Source organism: Asanoa sp. NPDC049573, assembly GCF_040676615.1.
In the GTDB taxonomy this organism is placed as follows: Bacteria; Actinomycetota; Actinomycetes; order Mycobacteriales; family Micromonosporaceae; genus Asanoa.
In genome coordinates this window covers 68,086-89,055 of sequence record NZ_JBFAPI010000015.1, presented here as the reverse complement: position 1 = coordinate 89,055, position 20,970 = coordinate 68,086, and the positions used below count along the sequence as shown (strand labels likewise).

18 protein-coding genes are annotated in these 20,970 nt (G+C 71.5%); 13 read left to right on the top strand and 5 right to left on the bottom strand.

Annotation, left to right across the window (positions count from 1 at the left end; translation table 11 throughout):
- Nucleotides 1-38 precede the first annotated feature (38 nt).
- Entirely contained in the window at nt 39-4,022 is a 3,984-nt protein-coding gene (locus AB0J74_RS28510; RefSeq protein WP_363453274.1) for a hypothetical protein, read from the top strand.
- Nucleotides 4,019-4,507, top strand: coding sequence for a hypothetical protein (locus AB0J74_RS28505; protein WP_363453272.1), 489 nt, complete (start codon nt 4,019-4,021; stop codon nt 4,505-4,507). The genes AB0J74_RS28510 and AB0J74_RS28505 overlap by 4 nt, the downstream gene beginning before the upstream one ends.
- A gap of 95 nt (nt 4,508-4,602) precedes the next feature.
- Here the strand turns inward: AB0J74_RS28505 and AB0J74_RS28500 are convergent, their stop codons facing one another.
- Complete coding sequence (locus tag AB0J74_RS28500) at nt 4,603-5,505, bottom strand: BadF/BadG/BcrA/BcrD ATPase family protein (RefSeq protein ID WP_363453270.1); 903 nt, start codon at nt 5,503-5,505, stop codon at nt 4,603-4,605.
- Nucleotides 5,506-5,636: 131 nt separating this feature from the next.
- Here AB0J74_RS28500 and AB0J74_RS28495 point away from each other — a divergent pair, with 131 nt between their 5' ends.
- The 7 genes from AB0J74_RS28495 to AB0J74_RS28465 all read left to right on the top strand — a co-directional run bounded on the left by AB0J74_RS28495 (nt 5,637) and on the right by AB0J74_RS28465 (nt 12,667).
- Entirely contained in the window at nt 5,637-6,533 is an 897-nt protein-coding gene (locus AB0J74_RS28495) for a MurR/RpiR family transcriptional regulator (protein WP_363453268.1), read from the top strand.
- Nucleotides 6,530-7,300, top strand: coding sequence for an SIS domain-containing protein (locus AB0J74_RS28490; RefSeq protein ID WP_363453266.1), 771 nt, complete (start codon nt 6,530-6,532; stop codon nt 7,298-7,300). Before AB0J74_RS28495 ends, AB0J74_RS28490 begins: the two co-directional genes overlap by 4 nt.
- A 21-nt stretch (nt 7,301-7,321) precedes the next feature.
- Nucleotides 7,322-8,737: an N-acetylglucosamine/diacetylchitobiose ABC transporter substrate-binding protein gene (ngcE, locus tag AB0J74_RS28485; RefSeq protein WP_363453264.1), complete on the top strand. Its 1,416-nt coding sequence runs from the start codon at nt 7,322-7,324 to the stop codon at nt 8,735-8,737.
- 2 nt (nt 8,738-8,739) lie between these two features.
- Nucleotides 8,740-9,654 carry a sugar ABC transporter permease gene (locus AB0J74_RS28480; RefSeq protein WP_363453262.1) on the top strand — a complete coding sequence of 305 codons (915 nt, stop codon included), beginning with the start codon at nt 8,740-8,742 and terminating at the stop codon, nt 9,652-9,654.
- Nucleotides 9,651-10,460 carry a carbohydrate ABC transporter permease gene (locus AB0J74_RS28475; RefSeq protein ID WP_363453260.1) on the top strand — a complete coding sequence of 270 codons (810 nt, stop codon included), beginning with the start codon at nt 9,651-9,653 and terminating at the stop codon, nt 10,458-10,460. Before AB0J74_RS28480 ends, AB0J74_RS28475 begins: the two co-directional genes overlap by 4 nt.
- 79 nt (nt 10,461-10,539) lie before the next feature.
- Nucleotides 10,540-11,709, top strand: coding sequence for a family 16 glycosylhydrolase (locus AB0J74_RS28470; RefSeq protein WP_363453258.1), 1,170 nt, complete (start codon nt 10,540-10,542; stop codon nt 11,707-11,709).
- 19 nt (nt 11,710-11,728) lie between these two features.
- Entirely contained in the window at nt 11,729-12,667 is a 939-nt protein-coding gene (locus AB0J74_RS28465; protein WP_363453256.1) for a DUF2332 domain-containing protein, read from the top strand.
- On the opposite strand, the gene AB0J74_RS28460 is transcribed toward AB0J74_RS28465, so the two are convergent.
- Together AB0J74_RS28460 and AB0J74_RS28455 are read right to left on the bottom strand one after the other, a co-directional pair.
- Entirely contained in the window at nt 12,657-13,754 is a 1,098-nt protein-coding gene (locus tag AB0J74_RS28460) for a hypothetical protein (protein WP_363453254.1), read from the bottom strand. The genes AB0J74_RS28465 and AB0J74_RS28460 overlap by 11 nt on opposite strands.
- 121 nt (nt 13,755-13,875) lie before the next feature.
- Nucleotides 13,876-14,781, bottom strand: coding sequence for a GNAT family N-acetyltransferase (locus AB0J74_RS28455; RefSeq protein WP_363453252.1), 906 nt, complete (start codon nt 14,779-14,781; stop codon nt 13,876-13,878).
- Here AB0J74_RS28455 and AB0J74_RS28450 point away from each other — a divergent pair.
- Entirely contained in the window at nt 14,677-15,048 is a 372-nt protein-coding gene (locus tag AB0J74_RS28450; protein ID WP_363453250.1) for a GNAT family protein, read from the top strand. The two genes, AB0J74_RS28455 and AB0J74_RS28450, sit on opposite strands and share 105 nt — an antisense overlap.
- Before the next feature lie 21 nt (nt 15,049-15,069).
- Here AB0J74_RS28450 and AB0J74_RS28445 read toward each other — a convergent pair whose 3' ends face one another.
- On the bottom strand, nt 15,070-16,482 hold the full coding sequence (locus tag AB0J74_RS28445; protein ID WP_363453248.1) for a PLP-dependent aminotransferase family protein: 1,413 nt from the start codon (nt 16,480-16,482) through the stop codon (nt 15,070-15,072).
- A 47-nt stretch (nt 16,483-16,529) separates the two neighbouring features.
- On the opposite strand from AB0J74_RS28445, the gene AB0J74_RS28440 reads away from it, so the two are divergent.
- From AB0J74_RS28440 to AB0J74_RS28430, 3 genes are all read left to right on the top strand, one after another.
- Nucleotides 16,530-17,849, top strand: coding sequence for an FAD-binding oxidoreductase (locus AB0J74_RS28440; protein WP_363453246.1), 1,320 nt, complete (start codon nt 16,530-16,532; stop codon nt 17,847-17,849).
- 133 nt (nt 17,850-17,982) lie between these two features.
- The gene (locus AB0J74_RS28435) at nt 17,983-19,404 is read left to right on the top strand and encodes a trypsin-like serine protease (RefSeq protein WP_363453244.1); all 1,422 of its coding nucleotides are present in this window, start codon (nt 17,983-17,985) and stop codon (nt 19,402-19,404) included.
- A 154-nt stretch (nt 19,405-19,558) separates the two neighbouring features.
- Complete coding sequence (locus tag AB0J74_RS28430) at nt 19,559-19,795, top strand: S1 RNA-binding domain-containing protein (RefSeq protein ID WP_363453242.1); 237 nt, start codon at nt 19,559-19,561, stop codon at nt 19,793-19,795.
- 43 nt (nt 19,796-19,838) lie between these two features.
- Here AB0J74_RS28430 and AB0J74_RS28425 read toward each other — a convergent pair whose 3' ends face one another.
- Entirely contained in the window at nt 19,839-20,903 is a 1,065-nt protein-coding gene (locus AB0J74_RS28425) for an ADP-ribosylglycohydrolase family protein (RefSeq protein ID WP_363453240.1), read from the bottom strand.
- Between the last annotated feature and the right edge of the window lie 67 nt (nt 20,904-20,970).

Below are 20,970 nucleotides of genomic sequence, written 5' to 3'. Positions count from 1 at the left end.
GTCCTTCAACGACGCCCTCCACCAGAAGGAGGTCGCGGATGTGTCGTCGATCGTGGCTGCGCGCCATCCCGCTCGCCGCCCTGACCGCGCTCGCCATCCTCGTCCCGATGTCTGCCTCGGCGGCACCGAAGCCGCCGCCCGACCCCGGCACCGGCTCCACGGCGGAGCCGACCCCGCCGCCACCCGGCGCGGTGCCGCCGGCCGACCGAGCCCGGGTGCTGCCGCCCGACTGGCGTACCTCCGCCGATCTGGCCTGGACCACCACCGGTGACGCCGCCGGCTTCCACGTCCTGGTCGCCAAGGCCAGCACCGGCTATCAGTGGCGCACCGTCACCACCCTGGTCGAGCAGGGTTTCGACAGCGACCAGTGGGTCGGCAACGCCTGCCTGACCGCCTCCGGCAACCGCCTGGTCGTGGTCTACGCGCCGCGTTCCTTCACCAACCGCGTCGACCTGTTCGACCGGGGCGGGTTCACCGCGGTCGTCGACCTGGCCAGCGGCCGGGTCACCAAGCTGCCCATCCTGTCGACGCTGGCCTACTTCAACCCGGGGTGTGGCGCCGGTGAGCAGGCGGTCGTCACCCAACTCGGCGGCGAGCAGGACGAGCGCACGTCGCGCAACCGCTCGCGGCTGATCGAACTCGACGCGAGCGCCACCAAACTGGGCCGGTCGACCGAAGTGGCGACGGAGCTGACCTCGGCCGTGCCGACCAGCACCGGCATCGTCGCCGCGGGCAGCGGAAGGCTGGTCAAGGTGGCGCCGGACGGCCGCCTGACCACGGTCGCCGAGACCCGCGGTACCGCCTTCGACGTGAAAGCCGACGCCGGTGGCGGAGTCGTCTACCTCGATCGCGACCGCGACAACGCCCGGGTGCGGCGGCTCGGCGCCGACGGCAGGACACGCACGCTGGCCACGGGCACGCTGAGCACGGTCGGCGTGGCCGCCGGCACCCACGGCCGGGTGTTCCTGACCGGCACGCCGAGCAGTGTCGCCACGCTGCCGGCCGAGGTGACCCGGATCGCCGCCGACCCGCGGGCCGAGGTGTCGTCGCTTGGGCGGGTCGCCATCAACGGCGTCACCAAGCTGTCGGGGACCGAGGACCCGGCAGGCCCACGGCCGGTGCGGATCGAGGCGAAGGTGCTCGGCACGGGTGAGAACGTCGCGTTCGGCGTGCTGCCGGCCGCCGACGGTCAGCCCTCCGGCGTCCAGTCCCGTGCGTCGGCCCCCGACCCGGTGGGCGCCGGCAACGCGCTCAGCCCGGCCCTGTCCCTCGGCCGGGGCACCTGGTCGCCTGGGTCGCCGAACAATCCCGTCGACACCGACGCCTACTGCTCGGTGCAGCGCAACGACCCGCGTAACCAGGTCCTGCAGCCCAAGCCGCGGCAGGTCGAGTGGGCGGTCGACCAGGCGATCACCAACACGCCGTACGCGGCCCGCCCGGCCAACTGGAAGAACCTCGACATGCCGGCGTACTCGCCGCTGCAGTTGTTCCCGCAGATTCCGCTGTCCGGCGGCGGCCGGGTGCCGGCGCAGGTCTTCCTCGGCATCCTGGCCCAGGAGTCGAACCTCTGGCAGGCCTCCAACGTGGCCGTGCCCGGTGTCACCGCCAACCCGTTGATCGGCAACTTCTACGGGCGGGAGATCTACGACACCGACACAGCCAACGACTGGGACATCCACTGGGACAAGGCCGACTGTGGCTACGGCGTCGCCCAGGTCACCGACGGCATGCGCGCGCAAGGCTTCACGAAGCCCGGCGAGGTGGCGCTGCCCTACGACCACCAGCGGGCGGTCGCGCTCGACTTCGCCGCCAACATCGCGGCCGGGGTGCGGATCCTGCAGGACAAGTGGAACCAGACCCGCGGCGGTGGGCTGATCATCGGCAACGGCGACCCGGCGAAGCTGGAGAGCTGGTTCTTCGCCATCTGGGCCTACAACAGCGGCTTCTACCCCGACACCGGCGGCGGACAGCCGTGGGGCGTGGGTTGGGCCAACAACCCGGTCAACCCGAGATACCCGGCCAACCGCTCCGCGTTCCTGGAGGCCGGCTACGACGACGCCCGGCAACCCCAGCGCTGGCCCTACCCGGAGAAGGTGCTCGGCTTCGCGGGGCATCCGCCGGACCTGCTGGAGGGGCCGGATACCTACGTCTCGGGATACCGGGCGTCCTGGTGGACCTCGGTGGCGAACCGTGCCGCCGTCAAGCCGCCGGTCGACCTGTTCTGCACGGCCAGCAACCAGTGCTTCCCCGGCCAGAAGATCAAGCCGACCGCGCCGGATCTGGCCAGCGAGCCGGCTGGGCCGTGCGCACACCAGAACCTGGCCGGACAGTACGACCTGCGCTGCTGGTGGAACCAGCCGACGACCTGGAAGAACCCGGACCAGATGGGGTACGAGGTGCTCCGCTTCGACCCGGGCTACGCCTATCAGGACGATGCCACCTCGTACGCGCCGCGCTGCTCGTCGAACCTCGGTCTGCCGCCCAACACGCTGGTCATCGACGACGTCGGCGACAACGTGCCCTCGGTGAGGCCCAACTGCGACCGCGGTTTCACCAATTCCGGCTCGTTGACCTGGGCGTTCGGCAACGACGGCAACCTGTATCCGTCGAAAGTCGACTTCCACCAGATCGGCGGCGGGTTCGCCGGGCATTTCTACTTCGCACACACCAGGACGGACACTTCCAATAACCAGAAGATGAAAGTCACCGGTAGGTGGACGCTCAACCAGAGCCTCGGCAACACCTGGGCCCGGGTGATGGTGCACATGCCCGACCAGGGCGCGCACACCAGACAGGCGCAATACAAAATCAACCTCGGCGGCGGTGGTCCGGCGATCGAGCGTTACCTGCCGCAACGTACCCGTGAGCATCGGTGGGTCTCGCTCGGTGCCTTCAAGTTCGAGGGCATCCCGTTCGTCGAACTGTCGAACATGACGCACGACGGCGATGGCGACGAAGACATCGCCTGGGACGCGATCGCTTTCCAGAAGCTGCCCGGCAAGCCGCGGCACCAGGTGGTGGCGCTGGGTGACTCCTACACGTCGGGCGAGGGCGCGTCGAGCACCGACGGCGCCGACTACTACCGGGAATCCGACTACAAGGTCACGGAGTTCACGCCCGACGGCGACGTGACGAAGACGCGGAACGTCTGCCACCGGTCGCGCAACGCCTGGCCCCGGCAGGGCAAGCTCTCCGACAACTCGAAGACCATCGGGCAGCGGGCCGACGAGTTCGACTTCACGCTGGACTTCCATTTCGGCGCGTGCGCCTGGGCCGAGACCGAGTGGATGCTGCCGTGGTATTCGGTGAGCTCGCCACCGTCCAACGCGTTCGGGCAGCTGGGCACCGACAACTGGGGCGAGGTGCCACAACTCGACTCGGGTTTCCTCGACGACAACACGACGCTCGTGGTGTTCTCGATCGGTGGCAACGACGCCCGCTTCAGCCCGGTGTTCGAGCAATGCGTCTATGGCACATTCCTGCAGCTATGTCAGGACTCGACGCTCGACGGCGACACGAAGAACATGGCGGACGCTGAGCACGAGCTGATCCAGGGCAAGGTCAAGGACTCCATCAAGACGGTGATCCAGGAGATACACAAGAAGGCCAAGAACGCCAAGATCATGCTGATGGGCTACCCCAAGCTGCTCGAGGGCCTGGGCCAGTGCATCATCGGCATCGGCACCGAGGAGGCGCCCTGGCTCAACCAGATGGGCGACGAGCTCGCCGGCATGATGGACTCGCTGGTCAACGAGATGAAGTCCGCGCCCAACAACATCCCGATCTGGTTCGCCAACCCGATCAGCGCGTTCGCGGGCAAGGGCATCTGCGGCAACCCGGAGAACATCCACGGCATCGTCACCCAGTTGACCAAGGGTGAGAACGGGCCGCTGCCCGACTGGCTGCCGGTCGACTGGAACACCCGCGGCGTCTCGCAACAGTCGTTCCACCCGAAGACGCCGGGCGCGGCGATCTACGGCCAGGTGTTCACCGACACGGCCCAGAACAAGATGGGGCTATGACCCGACACGTTCACCGCGGCGCCGCGAGGAGGCTCCTCCGCCTCCTCGCGGCGCTGTGCCTCGTCATCGTCGTGGCCGGGTGCGGCTCGGCCCAGGAGGCGGCGCTCGACCAGGCGTCGCAGCGAGCCCGCGCGCGGGCCCACGAGGCCCGCGACAACGTGGCCGCCCTGCTCGGTGGCGTCGACTACCAGCCCGCCGACGATCAGGACCTGTTGGCCGACGCGGTCGAGCAGGTCCAGAGCGGCACCGGCTTCGTCTTCGCCAGCCGCACCCCGGGGCCGGGCCAGGTCGAGATCGACGCCGGTTTCGACGACAGCGGCGACGCCGGCCTGTTGGGCCCGCACACCCACGCCCTGGTGCGCCTCTGCGTCCGGATCAGCGGCACCCGCCCCGGCCCGGTCACGATCAACGACGTGCCGTGCCAGCCGTTCGCGGATCCGGCCCAACCGGGCAGCCCGCGGGAGACGATCACCCTCGAAGGCTGACCGCCGCAAGGGCCGGCCGGCGCGGGCCGTCGGAGCCGATCACGCTCCGAGGCTGACCGCCGCAAGGGCCGGCCGGCGTGGGCCGTCGGAGCCGATCAGGCTCCGAGGCTGACCGCCGCGAGGCGGGCCGCGGCCAGTGCCGCGTCGCCGGCGAGCACGGCCTCGCGGCCGATCGCCTCGCGCAGGCGGGCCTGGACCGCCGCTCGCAACTCGGGGACGCCGGTGAGCAGGCCGCCGGCGAGGACCACCGGCCCGTCGCCCGGGGCCAGCGTGAGCAGCGTGCCGGCAAGCCGGCGGGCTCCGTCGGCGACGATGGCACCGGCCGCGGGGTCGCCGGCCCGGGCCGCGTCGAACAGGATCGGCGCGAGGGCGGCCATCTTGTCGCGAGCCAGCGCGTAGAACGCGCTCACGAACCCGCCCGGACCCACCCCGCCGACCGCGGCGTGCACCGCCGACGTCAGGTCGTCGGCGGTGCCGGCGTGCAACGCCCGCGCGGCGTGCCGGGCCGCCTCGAGGCCGAACCAGAAACCCGACCCCTCGTCGCCGAGCAGCCAGCCGAGGCCGTCGACGCGTCGGCCGACCGTCCAGTCGACGATCTCGCAGGCGATGGCCCCCGTGCCCGCGATGAGCACCGAGCCGGATGGGGTGTCGTGGCCGCCGGCGGCGTAGGCCACCACCGCGTCGCCGACCGTGCGCAGCGAGACCGGGACACCGGTCGTCTGCCAGGCCGCCGCGTAGACCGCCGCACCCTCGGGCGTGTCCAGGCGGCTGTAGCCGGCCACCCCGACCACAGCAGCGGCCACCCGGTGCGGTTCCAGATCTCCCAGAGCCGCGCCGACGGCGCCGACCAGCGCGGCCGCGGCCTCTTCCGGCGGCCGCGCCACCGGGTTGCCGGGGCCGCCGTTGCCCCGCCCGACCACGACACCGTCGAGTGTGGTCACCACGACGCGGGTGCTGGTGCCGCCGCAGTCGCCGCCGATCACCAGCGCCTCTGTCACGCCACACATGCTCCGCCCCGGTCGACCGCCAAAGCAAGAGTTCGCGATCATCTATGTAAAACATCTTGACGCGGATGCCATCACGGCAATAATTTTGTTCACCATCGAACACGATCGAAAGGAATGCCCGCATGGCCGAGACCGGGCTGCTGGGCCGGGTGCGCACCGAACTGCCGACGCTCCCGGATGCCCTCCAGCGGGTCGCCGAGCAGATCCTCGGCGAGCCAGAGGAGATGGCGCGGACGACGATCGTCGACCTCGCCGAGCGCGCCGGCACGTCGACCGCGACCATCACCCGTTTCTGCCGGTTCTTCGGCTATCGCGGCTACGCCGAACTGCGGGTGGCCGTGGCCACCGAGACCGGCCGCGCCGCACAGGCCCGCTGGGACACCGACATCGACCACGAGATAACCCCGGGCGCACCTCTCGACCGGGTGCTCGACGTGGTCGCCAGCGCCGACGCCCGGGCCATCCAGGACACCGCAGGCCAGGTCGACCTGGCCGCGGTCGAGCGGGTCTCGGCCGCGGTCGCCACCGCGCAACGGGTCGAACTGTTCGGCCTGGGCAGCTCCGGCAACGCGGCCCGGGAGATGGCGTTCCGGCTCGAGCGCATCCGGGTGCCCTGCTGGCACCGCTGCGACCCGCACACCGCCCTGACCAACGCGGCGCTCCTCGGCCCGGGCGACGTCGCCGTCGGGATATCACACAGTGGACGGACCCGAGAGGTGATCGAGGTGCTCAGCGAGGCCGCCGACCACGGCGCGCTGACGGTCGCGATCACCTCGTTCCCCCGCTCGCCGCTGGCCGAGGTCGCCGACGTGGTGATGACCACCGCCGTGCAGGAGACCACGTTCCGGCTCGCCGCGCTCTCCGCGCTGCACAGCCAACTCCTGGTGCTCGACCTGATCTACGTCGCCGTCGCGCAGCGCACCTACGAGCGCACCACCGAAGCGTTCGAGGTGACCGCCCGCGCCGTCGACGCGCACCGCCTACCCCGCAAGCGCACGAGAACCCCGGAGGGATCATGACGATCGGCGCGGAGAGCTATCTCGCGGCCGTCACGGCCGCGATCGACCAGGTCGCCAGGACCCAGAGCGACGCGGTACGCCGTGCCGCCGACCTGATAACCGCTGCGCTGCGCGCGGGTGGCGTGGTGCAGGCGTTCGGCGCCGGCCACTCCGAGGCGCTGGCCATGGAGATCGCCGGCCGGGCCGGCGGCCTGGTGGCCAGCAACCGGATCGCGCTGCGCGACCTGGTGCTGTTCGGCGGCGCCGACCGGTCCGTCCTCGACGAGCCGTTCCTGGAGCGCGACCCGTCCGTGGCCCGCCGGCTCTACGAACTCGCGCCGGTCAAGCCCGACGACGTGTTCGTGATCGCGTCGAACTCGGGGGTCAACGGTGTCGTGGTCGAGTTGGCCCGGCTGGTCAAGGAAAACGGGCACGGCCTGGTCGCGGTCACGTCGTTGACACACAGCCTCGCCGTGCCAACCAAGCACCCGTCCGGCAAGCGCCTGGCCGACCTGGCCGACGTGGTGCTCGACAACGGCGCGCCCTACGGCGACACGGCCCTCCCGCTCGACCCGGCGCTGTCTCCCGACCAAGCACCTTCGGTCGGCGCGATCTCGTCGGTCACCGGTGCGGTGCTCGCGCAGCAGGTGGTGTGCGAGGTGGTGGCCCGGATGGTCGAGGCCGGCGAGACCCCACCGGTCTACCTCTCCTACAACGTGCCGGGCGGCGACGAACACAACCGAGAGCTTGAAGCGCGGTACGCCGGGCGCATCCGGCGTACCGCCTGATCGAGAAGGCGAGACCCAGCTATGAACCTCTCTTCCCAGCTCAGACGTTACCCCAACCGGCGGGCGGTGCTCGGTGCGGCGGTGGCCGGCGCGGCCCTGCCGATCCTGGGCGGCTGCGTCACCGGCGGCGACGACGAGACGACCAACGCCGGCGCGGGCGCGAGGACCGCGGAGAACCCGCTCGGCGTGCCCGACAAGACCCCGCTCGAGGTGGTCATCTTCAAGGGCGGCTACGGCGACGAGTACGCGGTCAACGCCGAGGCCCTCTACAAGCAGAAGCACGCCGGCGCGACGGTCGACCACAAGGGCATCCAGAAGGTCGGCGAGGCGCTGCAGCCCCGGTTCGTGGCCGACACCCCGCCGGACGTGGTCGACAACACCGGCGCCGGTCGGCTCGACCTGGCCACCCTGGTCGGCGCCGGCAAGCTGACCGACCTGGCCGAGTTGCTCGACGCGCCGGCGCTCGACGATCCGGGCAAGAAGGTGCGCGACACCTTGCTGCCGGGCGTGGCCGACGACGGCACGTTCGACGGCAAGGTGCAGGCGCTCAACTTCACGTACACCGTCTGGGGTCTGTGGTATTCGAAGCCGTTGTTCGAGAAGAACGGCTGGACCTTCCCGACCACCTGGGACGCGATGCTCGCGCTCTGCGAGCAGATCAAGAAGGCCGGCGTCGCGCCCTGGACCTACCAGGGCAAATATCCGGAGTATCTCAACGACCCGCTGCTCGCGATGGCGGCCAAGGCCGGCGGCCCCGATCTGGTCAAGGCCGTCGACAACCTCGAACCGGGCGCGTGGAAACAGGCGCCGCTGGTCGACGCGGCCACCGCGATCGCCGAGCTGGCCGGCAAGGGCTACATCCTGTCCGGCAGCGAGGCCCTCTCGCACACCGAGGCCCAGGCGGCCTGGTCGCAGGGCCAGGTCGCGTTCATCCCTTGTGGATCGTGGCTGGAGGCCGAGCAGAAGGGCGTCACGCCGGCCGGCTTCGACATGGTGATGGCGCCGACCCCGGCGCTGTCCGGCGGCGACAAGCTGCCGCAGACCGCGTTGCAGGCGGCCAGCAGCGAGTCGTTCATCGTGCCGGCCAAGGCCAAGAACCCGCGCGGCGGCCTCGACTTCCTGCGTATCCTGTTCTCCACCACCGCGGCCAAGCGGTTCGCCGAGCTCAACAGCACGATGCCGAGCGTGGCCGGCGCGCTGGAGGGGCTGACCCTGAGCAGCGGCCTGGGCTCGGTGAAGACGGCGGTCGACGCCGCCGGCCCCAACACCTTCACCTACCGGTTCCGCACCTGGTATGCCCCGCTGGCCAAGGCGGTCGACGACGCCACCGGTGAGTTGGCCACCAAACGGATCACCCCGGCGCAGTGGTCCACCCGGGTGCAGAAGGCGGCCGACGCCGTCGCAGCCGACAGCGCCACGAAGAAATACCAGCGGTAGCGATGACACCGACCCGGCACGGCCGGCACCGCTTCCTGGCCGGCGCGATCCTTCCCGCGCTGGCGCTCTACGCGGTGTTCGTCCTCTCCCCCTACGCGCAGGCGTTCTACCTGTCGCTGACCGACTGGACCGGTGTTTCCGGCCAGGTCAACTTCGTCGGTCTCGACAACTTCACCCGCCTCGCGCACGACCCGCTGTTCCTGGCGGCGCTGCGCAACAACGGGGTGATGCTCGTCGTCGTGCCGGCGGTCACCATCGGGCTCGGCCTGCTCCTCGCGGTCCTGGTCACGTTCGGCGGGCGCCGCGGTTCGGCGATCCGCGGCGCCACGTCCTACCAGACCGCCTACTTCTTTCCCCAGTTGCTCTCGCTGCCGATCATCGCGCTGCTCTGGCAGTTCGTTTACCACCCCAACGACGGCCTGCTCAACGGCCTGCTCCGCGGCATCGGGCTGGGCAGCCTGGCGCACACCTGGCTGGGCGACCCCCACCTGGCGCTGTGGGCGGTGATGGCGGTGCTGATCTGGTCGTCGGTCGGCTTCTACATGGTGCTGTTCGCGGCCGCGATGGGCTCCATACCAACGGAGATCATCGAGGCCGCGACGCTCGACGGCGCCGGCCGGCTCGTCACCCTGTGGCGGATCGTGCTGCCGCTGCTGCGCGACACCGTCCAGGTCGCGTTCGTCTATCTCGGCGTGCTCGCCCTCGACGGCTTCGCGGTCGTGCAGGTGATGACCGTCGGGCCGGGTGGGCCGGACGACGCCACCGAGGTGATCGGGCTCGGCCTCTACCGCAACGCGTTCACCTTCAGCCGGTTCGGCTACGCCGCCGCGATGGGCGTCGCGCTGTTCTTCCTCACCCTCACGCTCGCGGTCATCGCGATGCGGGCCGGCCGCAAGGAACGGGTGGAGCTGGCATGAGACGGGCACACGCGTTCCTCGTCGCCTGGGCGCTGGTCGTCACGCTGCCGCTGCTCTGGGCGGTGGTCAGCTCGCTCAAGACCGACCGGGAGATCCTGACCTCGCCCTGGACGCTGCCGGCGACGCCGCACTTCGACAACTGGTCGCGAGCCTGGAACCAGGCCCAGATCGGGCGGTACTTCGGCAACAGCGCGCTGGTGGTCGGCGGCGCACTGCTGCTCACCATGGCGCTCGGCGCCACCACCGCCTACGCCCTGGCCCGCTATCCGTTCCGCGGCAACCGGCTGGTCTATTTCGTGTTCGTCGCCGGCCTGCTGTTCCCGGTGTTCCTCGCGCTCGTGCCGCTGTTCTTCGTGGTCAAGCAACTCGGCCTGCTCGGCACCTATCCCGGGCTGATCCTCGTCTACACCGCCTACGCGCTGCCGTTCACCATCTTCTTCCTGCACGCGTTCTTCCGCACGCTGCCGACCGCCCTGGCCGAGGCCGCGTTCCTGGACGGCTGCTCGCACTGGGGCGTGTTCTTCCGGGTGATGCTCCCGTTGGCCCGCCCCGGCCTGGTCACGGTCGGCATCTTCAATTTCCTCGGCCTGTGGAACCAGTACCTGCTGCCGCTCGTGCTCAACCCCGATCCGGACCGCTACGTCCTGGCACAGGGGCTGGCCGCGCTCTCGGTGAGCCAGGGCTACCGCAGCGACTGGAGCGGCCTGTTCGCCGGCCTCACCATCGCGATGCTCCCGGTGCTCGCCGCGTACGTCATCTTCCAACGGCAGATCAGATCCGGCTTGACCGCGGGGGCGGTCAGGTAAACAGCCCGGTTCCAACACGCCGCGCATCGTCGCGCGCGCGTACCCCCATATCCGCTTCTGTCCTTTGAGGAGGAAGCTCATGTCCCGCATCCCGCAACTTTTGGGTGGCGCGGCCGCGGCGGCCCTGATCGCCGCGGCCGCCGGCATCGCCGCGGTCAGCGGCGCCGGCCCGGCCGCAGCCGCACCCTGCGGCGCGCTGTTCGACGACTTCGCCTACTCGTCGTCGAGCGACCCGGCGATCGCCGCACGTAACTGGACCGTCCGCACCAACGCCGGCGGCCCCGGCGTGCCCGGCGCCAGCTGGCCGGCGTCCAATGTGTCCTTCCCGACCGTCGACGGCCAGAAGGTGCTGCAGCTCTCGGCCGCCACCGACGGCACGGCCGGCGGCACCTCACACGCCGAGATGCTCCACCAACGCAAGTTCTTCGAGGGTACGTACGCCGCCCGGGTCCGGTTCGCGGACACCCCCGCGTCCGGCACCGACGGCGACCACCTGGTGGAGACGTTCTTCACCATCACACCGCTGGACCGCCCGCTCGACCCGAACTACGGCGAGATCGACTTCGAGTACCTGCCCAACGGCGGCTGGGGCGAGCAGGGCCCGATCTTCTACCAGACCACCTGGGAGACCTACCAGAACGAGCCCTGGGTCGCCGACAACATCCACGCCGAGCAGCGGCAGAGCTTCAACGGCTGGCACGACCTGCAGTTCACCGTGTCGGGCGGGCACGTCCGCTACTACGTCGACGGCGCGCAGGTGGCCGACCATGGCGACAAGTACTACCCCGAGACGCCGATGTCGATCAACTTCAACCTCTGGTTCATCGACCTGGCCGCGCACGCGGGTGGCCGCAGCGTCTACAACCAGCAGGTCGACTGGCTCTACTACGCCGGCAGCGAGGCGCTGACGCCGGCACAGGTCGGCTCGCGGGTGTCCGGGCTGCGGTCGGCCGGCACGACGCACACCGACACGGTCGGCGGTTCCAACTGCCCGACGAACCCGCCGACCCAGCCACCTACGCAGAACCCGACCAACCCGCCGACCCAGCCACCCACGCAGAACCCGACCAATCCGCCGGTCAACTGCTCCGGCGCGCCGGCCTGGAACTGGGGCACGGTCTATCTCGAAGGCCAGCGGGTCAAGCACCCGGACCGCTCCGGCCGCACGCACCTCTGGCAGGCCAACTGGTGGACGCAGGGCTCCGAGCCCGGCTGGACCGCGCAATGGCGCGACCTGGGGCCCTGCTAGATAAGGAATCATGGCGGTCATGTCGACTGCCACGGTGTACGCGAACTTCGCGGCGGGTGAGGCGCACGGCGTCTCACCCGCCTACGAACGGCTGGCCCACGGGGTCTGCGCCGACGCCGAACTGGTCGCGCTGCTCGACCTGCTGCCAGAGGCCAAACGCCAGCCCAACCTGCTGTTCGGCGTCGTGCGCTGGCTCGGCGGCCCGGTCGACGACGTCGCCGAGTTCCGGGCCTTCGTGCTGGCCAACTGGCCGACCATCGAGGCGGCGATGCGCGACCGGGCGACCCAGACCAACGAGGCCGGCCGCTGCGCCGTGCTGCTGCCGGTGCTGGCCGCCCTGCCGCAGCCGCTGGCCCTGCTCGAGGTGGGCGCCTCGGCCGGATTGTGCCTCTACCCCGACCGCTACGCCTACCGCTACGGCGACCAGGTCCTCGGCTCCGGCGAACCGGTGCTGGAGTGCGCGGCCGTCGGCGTCGCACCGCCCGCCGCTCGCCCGTCGGTGGTCTGGCGTGCGGGCCTGGATCTGAACCCGCTCGACGTGACCGAGGCCGCCGACGTGGCCTGGCTGGAGGCCCTGATCTGGCCCGAGCACGCGCATCGTCGGGAGCGGCTGCGGGCGGCCGCGGCGGTCGCCGCCGCCGAGCCGCCGCTGTTGGTCCGCGGCGACCTGGTCGACGACCTGCCGGCGCTGGCCGCACAGGCACCGGCCGCGGCGACCCTGGTGGTCTTCCACACGTCGGTGCTCTACCAGGTGCCCGAACCGCGCCGGTCGGCCTTTGTCGACCTGGTCCGGTCGCTGCTCGGGCACTGGCTGGCCAACGAGTCCGCCGACGTGCTGGCCACCGGCCCGCTGCCGGACCCGCCGGACAGCGGGCTGCACAACGTGTTGAGCCTCGACGGCACGCCGCTGGCCTACACCCGATCGCACGGCCAGGCGATGACCTGGTTCACGGGCTGATCCGCACGCCCTGTGCGAAGGCGCCGCTGCGCAGTTCCATCGTCGTCGGCGTGGCGGCGGCCGGGATCGACCAGACGAGTTGGGCGATCAGGCGGTGTCCCGGCACGACGGGCTTGTCGAAGACATCGCGCCCGCCGTTGGCCACCCGGGTCGCGATGGCGTCGGTGCCGAGTGGGTCGCCGGCCGTGTTGCCGAGGCGTTGCAGGCTGCCATGCCAGTATTCGGGCGCCGGCCCGTAGTTGGTCAGCCCCACCACCGCCGTGCAGCGCTGCCCACCACCGGCCGGCGCGCAGACGAAGCGGTAGGCGGTGAACTCGAACGTGCTGTCCCGCAACCGGACACCGATCTTCCCCGTCGCCGTGGGGCCGTGCCAGCCGGACGCGGGCATCCGGTGTGTCGCGGAACTCGCGGCTGCCAGCCTGGGCAGGGCCAACGCCACCGCCAGCACGCCGAGCCCGACCAGCAGGACGAGCGCGGTGACCACGGCGACGCCGGCGCGACCGCGGTCGCTCAGCGCGGCCACCCGGGCGGCCGCTCGCGGCCAGCCATAGCGGACGAACAGGACGGTCGCGAGGACCACCAGGGCGGTGACCGCCGGCACCCACCACTGCCGCCACCAGGGCGGGGCGACGACGGGTGCCGCGACCGCGGGGCGCTCCGGCGTCCACACCGTCGCGGAGCAGTCCACCGGTTGTCCGTTCCAACCGGCGTAGGCGCACGCCGCGCCGGACAGCGGTGCCACACCCGACGGGTGGAACGTCGCGGTCACCGTGGTGCTCTCGAACGGACCGAGTCGGACCGGCCAGACCAACTCGCTCGGCGACCCCGGGCCGGGCGAACCGCCCAGCCCGGGTGCCGGGCTCGTCGACACGATGCTGGCCCCGTCGGGCACGCTCTGCCGGACGGTCAGCTCGGTCGGTGCTTCGGTGCGGTTGCGAACGGCGACGCGGTAAACCGCGTCCTGCTTTCCGGTGCTGGTCACCGCCACGTCAACCTGGCTCGAGTCGGGCTGGTGGGCCGCGACCGGCGCCGCCGCGACGGGCAGCGCGGGTGCCAGGAGCGCGAGGGACAAGGCATTTCTGAGCATGGCCGATCTCCCCCCGGTTTCCACCGTAGGAAGAGCAACGGGCCGGACCCGGGCGAACCCCGGATCCGGACCCGAACCAGCCGGGCCGCGCTACTCTCGCCCGCTCAGCAACCTCGCCCGCTCACAGCGCCTTGACGCACGAGCGCTCGCCGCCGACGACCTGGTAGCCCAGCCACTTGTTGATCGCGAGCATCGGGAGGTTGACCTCGTCGTTGCCGGTGTATCCCGCGGTGAACCCGGCGTCCCGGGCCGCGTGGAATGCGACCGATTTGGCGATCTTCGCCAGCCCGCGGCCGCGGAAGGCGCGCCGGGTGCCGGTGCCGGTCGACATGAAGCGGCCGGTGTCGCGGTCGGCGTAGAGATAGGTCATCGTCGCCGGCTCACCGTCGACCAGCACCACCGTGCACAGGTCGCGGTCGATGTTGGGGTCGGACCAGACATCTTCGAGCCACTGGTCGTATTCGACGTTGTCGAACGGCGTGTCGCCCGGTTCGTCGGCCATCGACTCGACGTCGACGGCGAACAGCGCCTCGGGGCCGGCCTCGGCCGCCGTCTGGGTGGTCACCCCGGCCGGCAACGGCAACGGCGCCGGCAGGTCGGCCAGCAGCAGGCGCTGGTAGCGCACCTCGTGAGTGAGGGTGAAGCCGTGTTTCTCGGCGAACCGCAAGGTGTCGGGCTCGTCGAGCGCGTTGAACACGACCTTGCGCGCGCCGATCGAACGCAGGTGGTCTTCCGCGGCGGCCAGCAGGGCCGTGCCGATCCCACGGCCGCGGGCGTCGGGCCGGACGATGACGGTCGCGTTGGCCGCACCCTCCTCCGACGTCCAGATGTTGAGGCCGGCGCGGGCGAACCCGACCATGCCCTGCTCGTCGTCGACCGCGAACTGGGCGCCTTTGGCGTTGCGCATCGCGAGTTCCCAGCCGTGCCGCAGCCCGGCGACGGTGTTGACCTGCCAGGGAAAGACCTGAGCGCGGATGGCGAGCAGGGGGCCGGCGTCGTCGTAGGTGGCCGATCGTACGGTCGTCATGCGAACTGTCTAACAGCCCCCGCAAACCGGTTTACGCCCGGTGGCACCGCGGCCTGGCTCGGTGGCGTCACCGTCGACGCCGCGCATCAGGGCAAGGGGTTCGGGCGCGCGGCGGTCAGCGCGGCCCTGGCCGAGATCGACGCGCCCAGCTTCGCGCTCTCCTACCAGCCGGACAACACCGCCGCCCGGGCCCTCTACGCCAGGCTGGGCTTCGTCGAGACCGGTGAGCTCGAAGACGACGAGGTGGTTGGCCGCCGGCCCCGCTAGGCACCGTGACCCTCAGGCAGCTCAGCAGCCCGGGTGCCCGCGCAGGGCGGCGGCGAGATGCGCGATCCCGTCCTGGATCGCGGGCGGGTCGAGAGTGGCGTAGCCGAAGATCAGGCCGGCCGGACCGGGCGAGAGGCGGTAGCGGCCGACGCCGTAGACGGCGACGCCCCGGGACAGGCCGGCGGTGACCGCGGCCTCCTCGCTCAGCCCCGGCGGGAGCCAGGCGACCAGGTGCAGCCCGGCGGCCACGCCGGCGGGCCGGAAGCCGGGTAGGTGGGCGGCCAGGGCGGCCAGCAGTGCGTCCCGGCGCCGCCGGTAGACCGGGCGCATCCGGCGCAGATGCCGGTCGAACTCGCCATGCGTCAGGAAGTCGGCCAGCGCCAACTGGTCGATCGCCGACGAGCCACGGTCGGCGCCGACCTTGGCCGCCGCGAGGTCGTCGACCCATCCGGGCGGCGACACCAGCCAACCCACCCGCAGCCCGGGTGCCAGCGTCTTGCTGGCCGTGCCGGCGTAGATCACCCGGTCCGGGTCGAGCCCCTGCAACGCGCCCACCGGCGCACGGTCGTACCGGTGCTCCGCGTCGTAGTCGTCTTCGACCACCACCGCGTCGTGCTCGCGGGCCCAGCGCAGCACCCCGGCCCGGGCCGCGGCCGGCAGCACGCCGCCGGTCGGCCACTGGTGCGACGGGGTCAGCACCAACGCATCCGCCGAGACCCTGTCGAGAGCCCGCACGTCGACGCCGTCGGGGCCGACCGGCACGCCGACCACCTCCAGGCCGGCGGCGCGAGCGTGCGCCCGCGCGTCGTCGTCGGGTGACGGGTCCTCGACCGCGATGCGACGGGCGCCGCGCCGGGCCAGCAACTGCACGACCAGCGCGATGCCCTGTGCGAAGCCGTTGGTGACGACGACCGTCGACGGCGTGACGACGGTGCCACGCACCCGGTTGAGATAGTCGGCGAGCGCGAGCCGCAGTTCCGGCACGCCCTGCCCGCTGGCGTAGCCGAACCGCTCGTCGGGCGCGTGGGTCAGCACGCGGCGTAGCGACCGCAACCAGGCGGCCCGCGGGAAGTGCGCGACGTCGGCCCGCCCGTAGCCGAAGTCGACCCGGACGCCGCTGGCCCGGGCCGGCCGCACCGGAGGTGGTGCCACCGCCGGGCCGGCCGCCACCCGGGTGTAGCCGCCGGGCCGGCTGCTCAGGTAGCCCTCCGCGACCAACTGCTGGTAGGCCTCCACGACGATCCCCCTGGAGACCCCGAGGTCGGTCGCGAGCGTGCGGGTCGGCGGCAGGGACGCACCCAGCGGCAGCCTCCCGGAGCGGATCCGGTCGCGGATCCCGGCCTCGATCTGGCGGTGCAACGCGACCGGCGCCGCCCGGTCCACCGTGATCAGCAGATCTGTCGCGGTCGAAGAATTGGTCCAGGAATCCACCACGGAATCGGAGCTTATTGGCTGTACCGATTCTTGGCACCGTAGGTGTCATGACGACGACGCCAGCATCCCTCACCGGCCAGGTCCTGCTTCCCACCGACGACGGCTACGACGACGCGCGCTCCGTCTGGAACGCGATGGTCGACCGCCGGCCCCGGCTGATCGTGCGGTGCGGCACGGTCAACGACGTGGTCAACGCGGTCCGCTACGCCCGCGACCACGACCTCGAGATCGGTGTGCGCTGCGGCGGCCACAGCGTGCTCGGGCTCGCCGTACCCGCCGACGGTCTGATGATCGACCTGACGCCGATGGGCGGGGTCACGGTCGACCCGCGCACCCGGCGCGCCGTGGTGCAGGGCGGCGCCCTGCTCGGCGCGCTCGACCGGGCGGCGCAGGAGCACGGCCTGGCCACCACGGCCGGCAACGTCTCGCACACCGGGGTTGGCGGCCTCACCCTCGGCGGCGGGATGGGCTGGCTGGCCCGGCAGTACGGGCTGTCCTGCGACAACGTCGAGTCCTACCAGGTGGTCACCGCCGACGGTGCGGTGGTCACGGCCAGCCGGCACGAGCACCCGGAGTTGTTCTGGGGTCTGCGCGGTGGCGGAGGCAACTTCGGCATCGTGACCGCGTTCGAGTTCCGCCTGCACCCGGTCGGCACCCGCGCGCTGCTGGCCAGCTACCTGTTCGACCCGGCCGACGCGGTCGCGGTGCTCGAAGGCTGGCGCGACCTGAGCGCGGCGGCGCCCCGCCAGGCGACGTTCCAGGCGTCGGTCGGCACCTCGGGCATGGTCGACGTCGGCTTCGTCTGGATCGGCGACCCGGCGGAGGGCCGTCGGCTGACAGCCGACTTCGCCGGGCTGGGCCGCGCCCGCGGCGAGAGCGTGCGCGAACTGTCCTATCTGGAGCTACAGACGATCGACGACGCGGTCGACGGCCACCACTTCCGCCGCTACTGGAAAGGGCTCTACCTCGACCGCTTCCCGGCCGACGCGGCCGCGGCCTTCGCCGCGCGGGGCGACGCCGACCCCGCGCTGCGGCCGGCGATGTCACTGCAGGCCTACGGCGGGGCGATCCAGGACGTGCCCGACGACGAGGCGGCGTACGGCCAGCGCGGCACGCTCTTCGAGTTGGTGGCGGCGGCCCGGTGGGACGACGATGCGGAGGACGGCGACCGGATGGCGGCGGCCCGGTCGGCGGTGGCGCCGCTCTCCGCGTACTCCAGTGGCATGTATCTCAACACCCTCAGCGACGAAGGCGCCGCCGGCGTTCGGCGGGCCTTCCCGGCGGCGAAGCTGAGCCGGTTGGTCGCGCTGAAGCGGACCTATGACCCGAACAACATCTTCCACCTGAACCAGAACATCGCTCCTTGATCTTCCTTTGCAAAACTTTGCAAAGGGGGATGCCGGGCATCACACGGCACCCCCTTGGCATTCGGGATGACCGATCAAGGATCGAAGAAGCTAGATTCCCCGGATACTCACGAGGTTCGATGGGGAGGAAGCTGTGACCCGACTTCGACGAATGGCGCTGTGCGCCGTCGCCGCGATCGCACTGGTGGCCGGCGGTGGCGCGCTCGCCGGGCCGGCCGGTGCGTCACCGGCGGTACCGACCGGTCCGCAACCGATCGTCGGCGGCACGACCGCCGCGCAGGGCGAGTTCCCGTGGATGGTCCGGCTCTCGATGGGCTGCGGTGGCGCGATGTACACCACCAGCCTGGTGTTGACCGCCGCCCACTGCGTCAACGGCACCGGCGCCAACACGTCGATCACGGCGACCTGGGGCGCCGTCGACCTGCAGGACCCGGCCCGCACCACCCGGCAGTCCAACTACGTCTACCGCGCACCCGGCTACAACGGCAACGGGAAGGACTGGGCGCTGATCCGCCTGGCCAGCCCGATCAACAGCCCGCTGCTGCGGGTCGCCACCGACACCTCGCTGCACAGCGGGTCGTTCACGGTGGCCGGCTGGGGTGCCACGGTGCAGGGCGGCGGCCAGCAGCGCTACCTGCGCAAGGCGACGGTGCCGTTCATCAGCGACAGCACCTGCGCGGCACAGGGCGGCGAGTACGCCGGCCTGATCGCCAACGAGGAGATCTGCGCCGGCGTGCTGCCCGGCGGCGGCATCGACACCTGCCAGGGCGACTCCGGCGGCCCGATGTTCAAGCGCGACGCCAGCAACGAGTGGGTGCAGGTCGGCATCACCTCGTGGGGCATCGGCTGCGCCCAGCCCAACGCGCCCGGCGTGTACACCGAGGTGCGCACGTTCGCCGCCGACATCCTGGCGGCCGCGGTGTCCCTCGGCGGCGGCCCCGGCGGTGGCGGCGTCGCGGTGGGCAACCCGGGAAGCCGGACCTCGACGGTCGGCACGGCGGTCTCCGCGACGCACAGCGCCTCCGGTGGCACCGCGCCCTACACCTGGTCGGCGACCGGCCTCCCGCCGGGCCTGTCGATCTCGTCGTCGACCGGCACGGTCAGCGGCACCCCGACGACCGCGGGTTCCTACAGCGTCACGGTGACCGCCACCGCGTCGGCCGGCGGTTCGGGCAGCACGTCATACACCTGGACGGTCAACCCGGTCGGCGGCTGCGGTGCCATCACCAACGGCACCGACCTGACGATCCCCGACGTGTCCACCGTGGAGAGCACGATCACCGTGTCGGGTTGCGCCGGCACCGCCTCGACCACGTCACTGGTCGAGGTGCACATCGTGCACACCTACAGCGGCGACCTCGTCGTGACCCTGGTGGCGCCCGACGGCAGCCTCTACACGCTGCGCAACCGGACGGGCGGCAGCGCCGACAACATCGACGGGACCTTCACGGTCAACCTCTCGAGCGAGGCCCGCAACGGTGCGTGGAAGCTGCGCGTACGCGACGCCGCGGCGGCCGACACGGGCTACCTCAACTCGTGGACGCTCACGCTCTGACGCCTCTATGATGGCCGGGTGACTGCCGGGTCGGCCCTTCGCACGGGCTTCGCTTCGAACGGTTACCCGGCCATCTCTTGATCGCCGGGCGGGCCCGTGGCCCGCCGCCGCACCTCTTCTCACCGCACCCGCGTGATCGAGAGGAGGTGAATACATGTCTGACACCGACGCGGCCTGGGCCGCGTTCGTTTCCCGCTACCCGGTCGGCGCGGTCGTGCACGGCGATGTCGTGAGCGTCGTGCCGTTCGGCGCGTTCGTGCGGATCGGCGAGTTCGACGGCTTCGCGCCGGCGCGCGAGTGGTCGACCCCGATCGAAGAGGGTTCGGTGGTCGCGGTCCGCATCGCCGCCATCGACGCGGCAGCCCGCCGATTCGCCGTGCATCCTGCGTGACCGACGGTCTCCGGGGGTGGCGCCGCCCCCGGAACCCGCGGTCTCAACTGCCCGGATAGCGGGTCGTCCAACTCGTGTAGGGGCCGTGGTCGCCGTGCAACTGGTCGCGCTGGGTGTATTCCAGCACGAGGTCGTCGGCCACCTCGAGGATCGTGCCCCGGCCCTCCAGGCGGAACACCCAGTCCGCCGGCAGGGCGGCCTCGCCGTGCCAGGCGCCGAGCAGGTTGCCGGCGATCGCGGCCGTCGAGTCGCTGTCGCCGGAGTGGTTGGCCGCGACCAGCAACGCCCGCCGCACGTCGTTCGGGTGGGCGAGGGCCGCGTAGACACCGATCGCCAACGCCTCCTCGGCCACCCAGCCGCCGCCGAGTCGCTCGACCAACTCCGGGGTCGCGGCCCGGTCGAGCGCCACGGCCGCTTCCAGAGCGGCGGTGACCTCGTCGTGCTTCGGCCGGGTCCGGAGCAGCACCAGCGCGCCCGCGACCGCCTCGACCAGGCTGCGGCCACCGATCAGGTAGTGCGTGATCGCCGCGAACGCGCCGGCCGCGAGATAGCCGGACGGATGCCCGTGCGTCTGCACCGCGCAGTCGACCGCGAGGTCGAACGACTGCTCGACCGTCCATCGTGGATGGAGACCGAACGGCGCCGAGCGCATCACCGCGCCGCAGCCCTTGGAATCCGGGTTGGCCGGCTCGTCGCGGGTGCCCATCCGGCCCGCGGCCAGGCCGGAGAGGCAGGCGTTGCCGGGTGCCCGGCGCGCGTAGAGGAACGGCTGGCCGGCGAGCCAGCCGTCGACGTCGGCCGGCGGCGCGGGCAGCCGCTGCGTGTCGAGCCAGCGTAGATAGGCCCGGTGGATGACGGACGGCGGATGGCAGACGCCCCGGTCCCAGCGCACGTTGGCCCGGATGAGTCCTTCGACGGTGAACAGCGTCATCTGCGTGTCGTCGGTGATCAGCGCCGGGTCGCCGATCAGGTCGGTCAACAGGTCCGGCCCGAAGCGCTCGCGGATCCGGTGGATAGATAGGAATTCCACCGGATTGCCCAGTGCATCACCGATTGCCCCGCCGAGCAGGCAACCCCGTACCCGCGTCCGAAAGCTCTCGTCCGACATGCGCGCATCGTAGGGTTCGCAGGTAGTTGCCGCCCAGCACGGATTCGATGGAACGGTGGTACGGTTC

Excerpts from the sequence above, each read along its gene's own strand:
- AB0J74_RS28455 (WP_363453252.1), bottom strand. The coding sequence starts at position 14,781 with ATGACGACCGTACGATCGGCCACCTACGACGACGCCGGCCCCCTGCTC.
- AB0J74_RS28490 (WP_363453266.1), top strand. The coding sequence starts at position 6,530 with ATGACGATCGGCGCGGAGAGCTATCTCGCGGCCGTCACGGCCGCGATC.
- AB0J74_RS28430 (WP_363453242.1), top strand. The coding sequence starts at position 19,559 with ATGTCTGACACCGACGCGGCCTGGGCCGCGTTCGTTTCCCGCTACCCG.
- AB0J74_RS28480 (WP_363453262.1), top strand. The coding sequence starts at position 8,740 with ATGACACCGACCCGGCACGGCCGGCACCGCTTCCTGGCCGGCGCGATC.
- AB0J74_RS28425 (WP_363453240.1), bottom strand. The coding sequence starts at position 20,903 with ATGTCGGACGAGAGCTTTCGGACGCGGGTACGGGGTTGCCTGCTCGGC.
- AB0J74_RS28475 (WP_363453260.1), top strand. The coding sequence starts at position 9,651 with ATGAGACGGGCACACGCGTTCCTCGTCGCCTGGGCGCTGGTCGTCACG.
- AB0J74_RS28465 (WP_363453256.1), top strand. The coding sequence starts at position 11,729 with ATGTCGACTGCCACGGTGTACGCGAACTTCGCGGCGGGTGAGGCGCAC.
- AB0J74_RS28495 (WP_363453268.1), top strand. The coding sequence starts at position 5,637 with ATGGCCGAGACCGGGCTGCTGGGCCGGGTGCGCACCGAACTGCCGACG.
- AB0J74_RS28505 (WP_363453272.1), top strand. The coding sequence starts at position 4,019 with ATGACCCGACACGTTCACCGCGGCGCCGCGAGGAGGCTCCTCCGCCTC.
- AB0J74_RS28510 (WP_363453274.1), top strand. The coding sequence starts at position 39 with ATGTGTCGTCGATCGTGGCTGCGCGCCATCCCGCTCGCCGCCCTGACC.
- AB0J74_RS28470 (WP_363453258.1), top strand. The coding sequence starts at position 10,540 with ATGTCCCGCATCCCGCAACTTTTGGGTGGCGCGGCCGCGGCGGCCCTG.
- AB0J74_RS28460 (WP_363453254.1), bottom strand. The coding sequence starts at position 13,754 with ATGCTCAGAAATGCCTTGTCCCTCGCGCTCCTGGCACCCGCGCTGCCC.
- ngcE (WP_363453264.1), top strand. The coding sequence starts at position 7,322 with ATGAACCTCTCTTCCCAGCTCAGACGTTACCCCAACCGGCGGGCGGTG.
- AB0J74_RS28440 (WP_363453246.1), top strand. The coding sequence starts at position 16,530 with ATGACGACGACGCCAGCATCCCTCACCGGCCAGGTCCTGCTTCCCACC.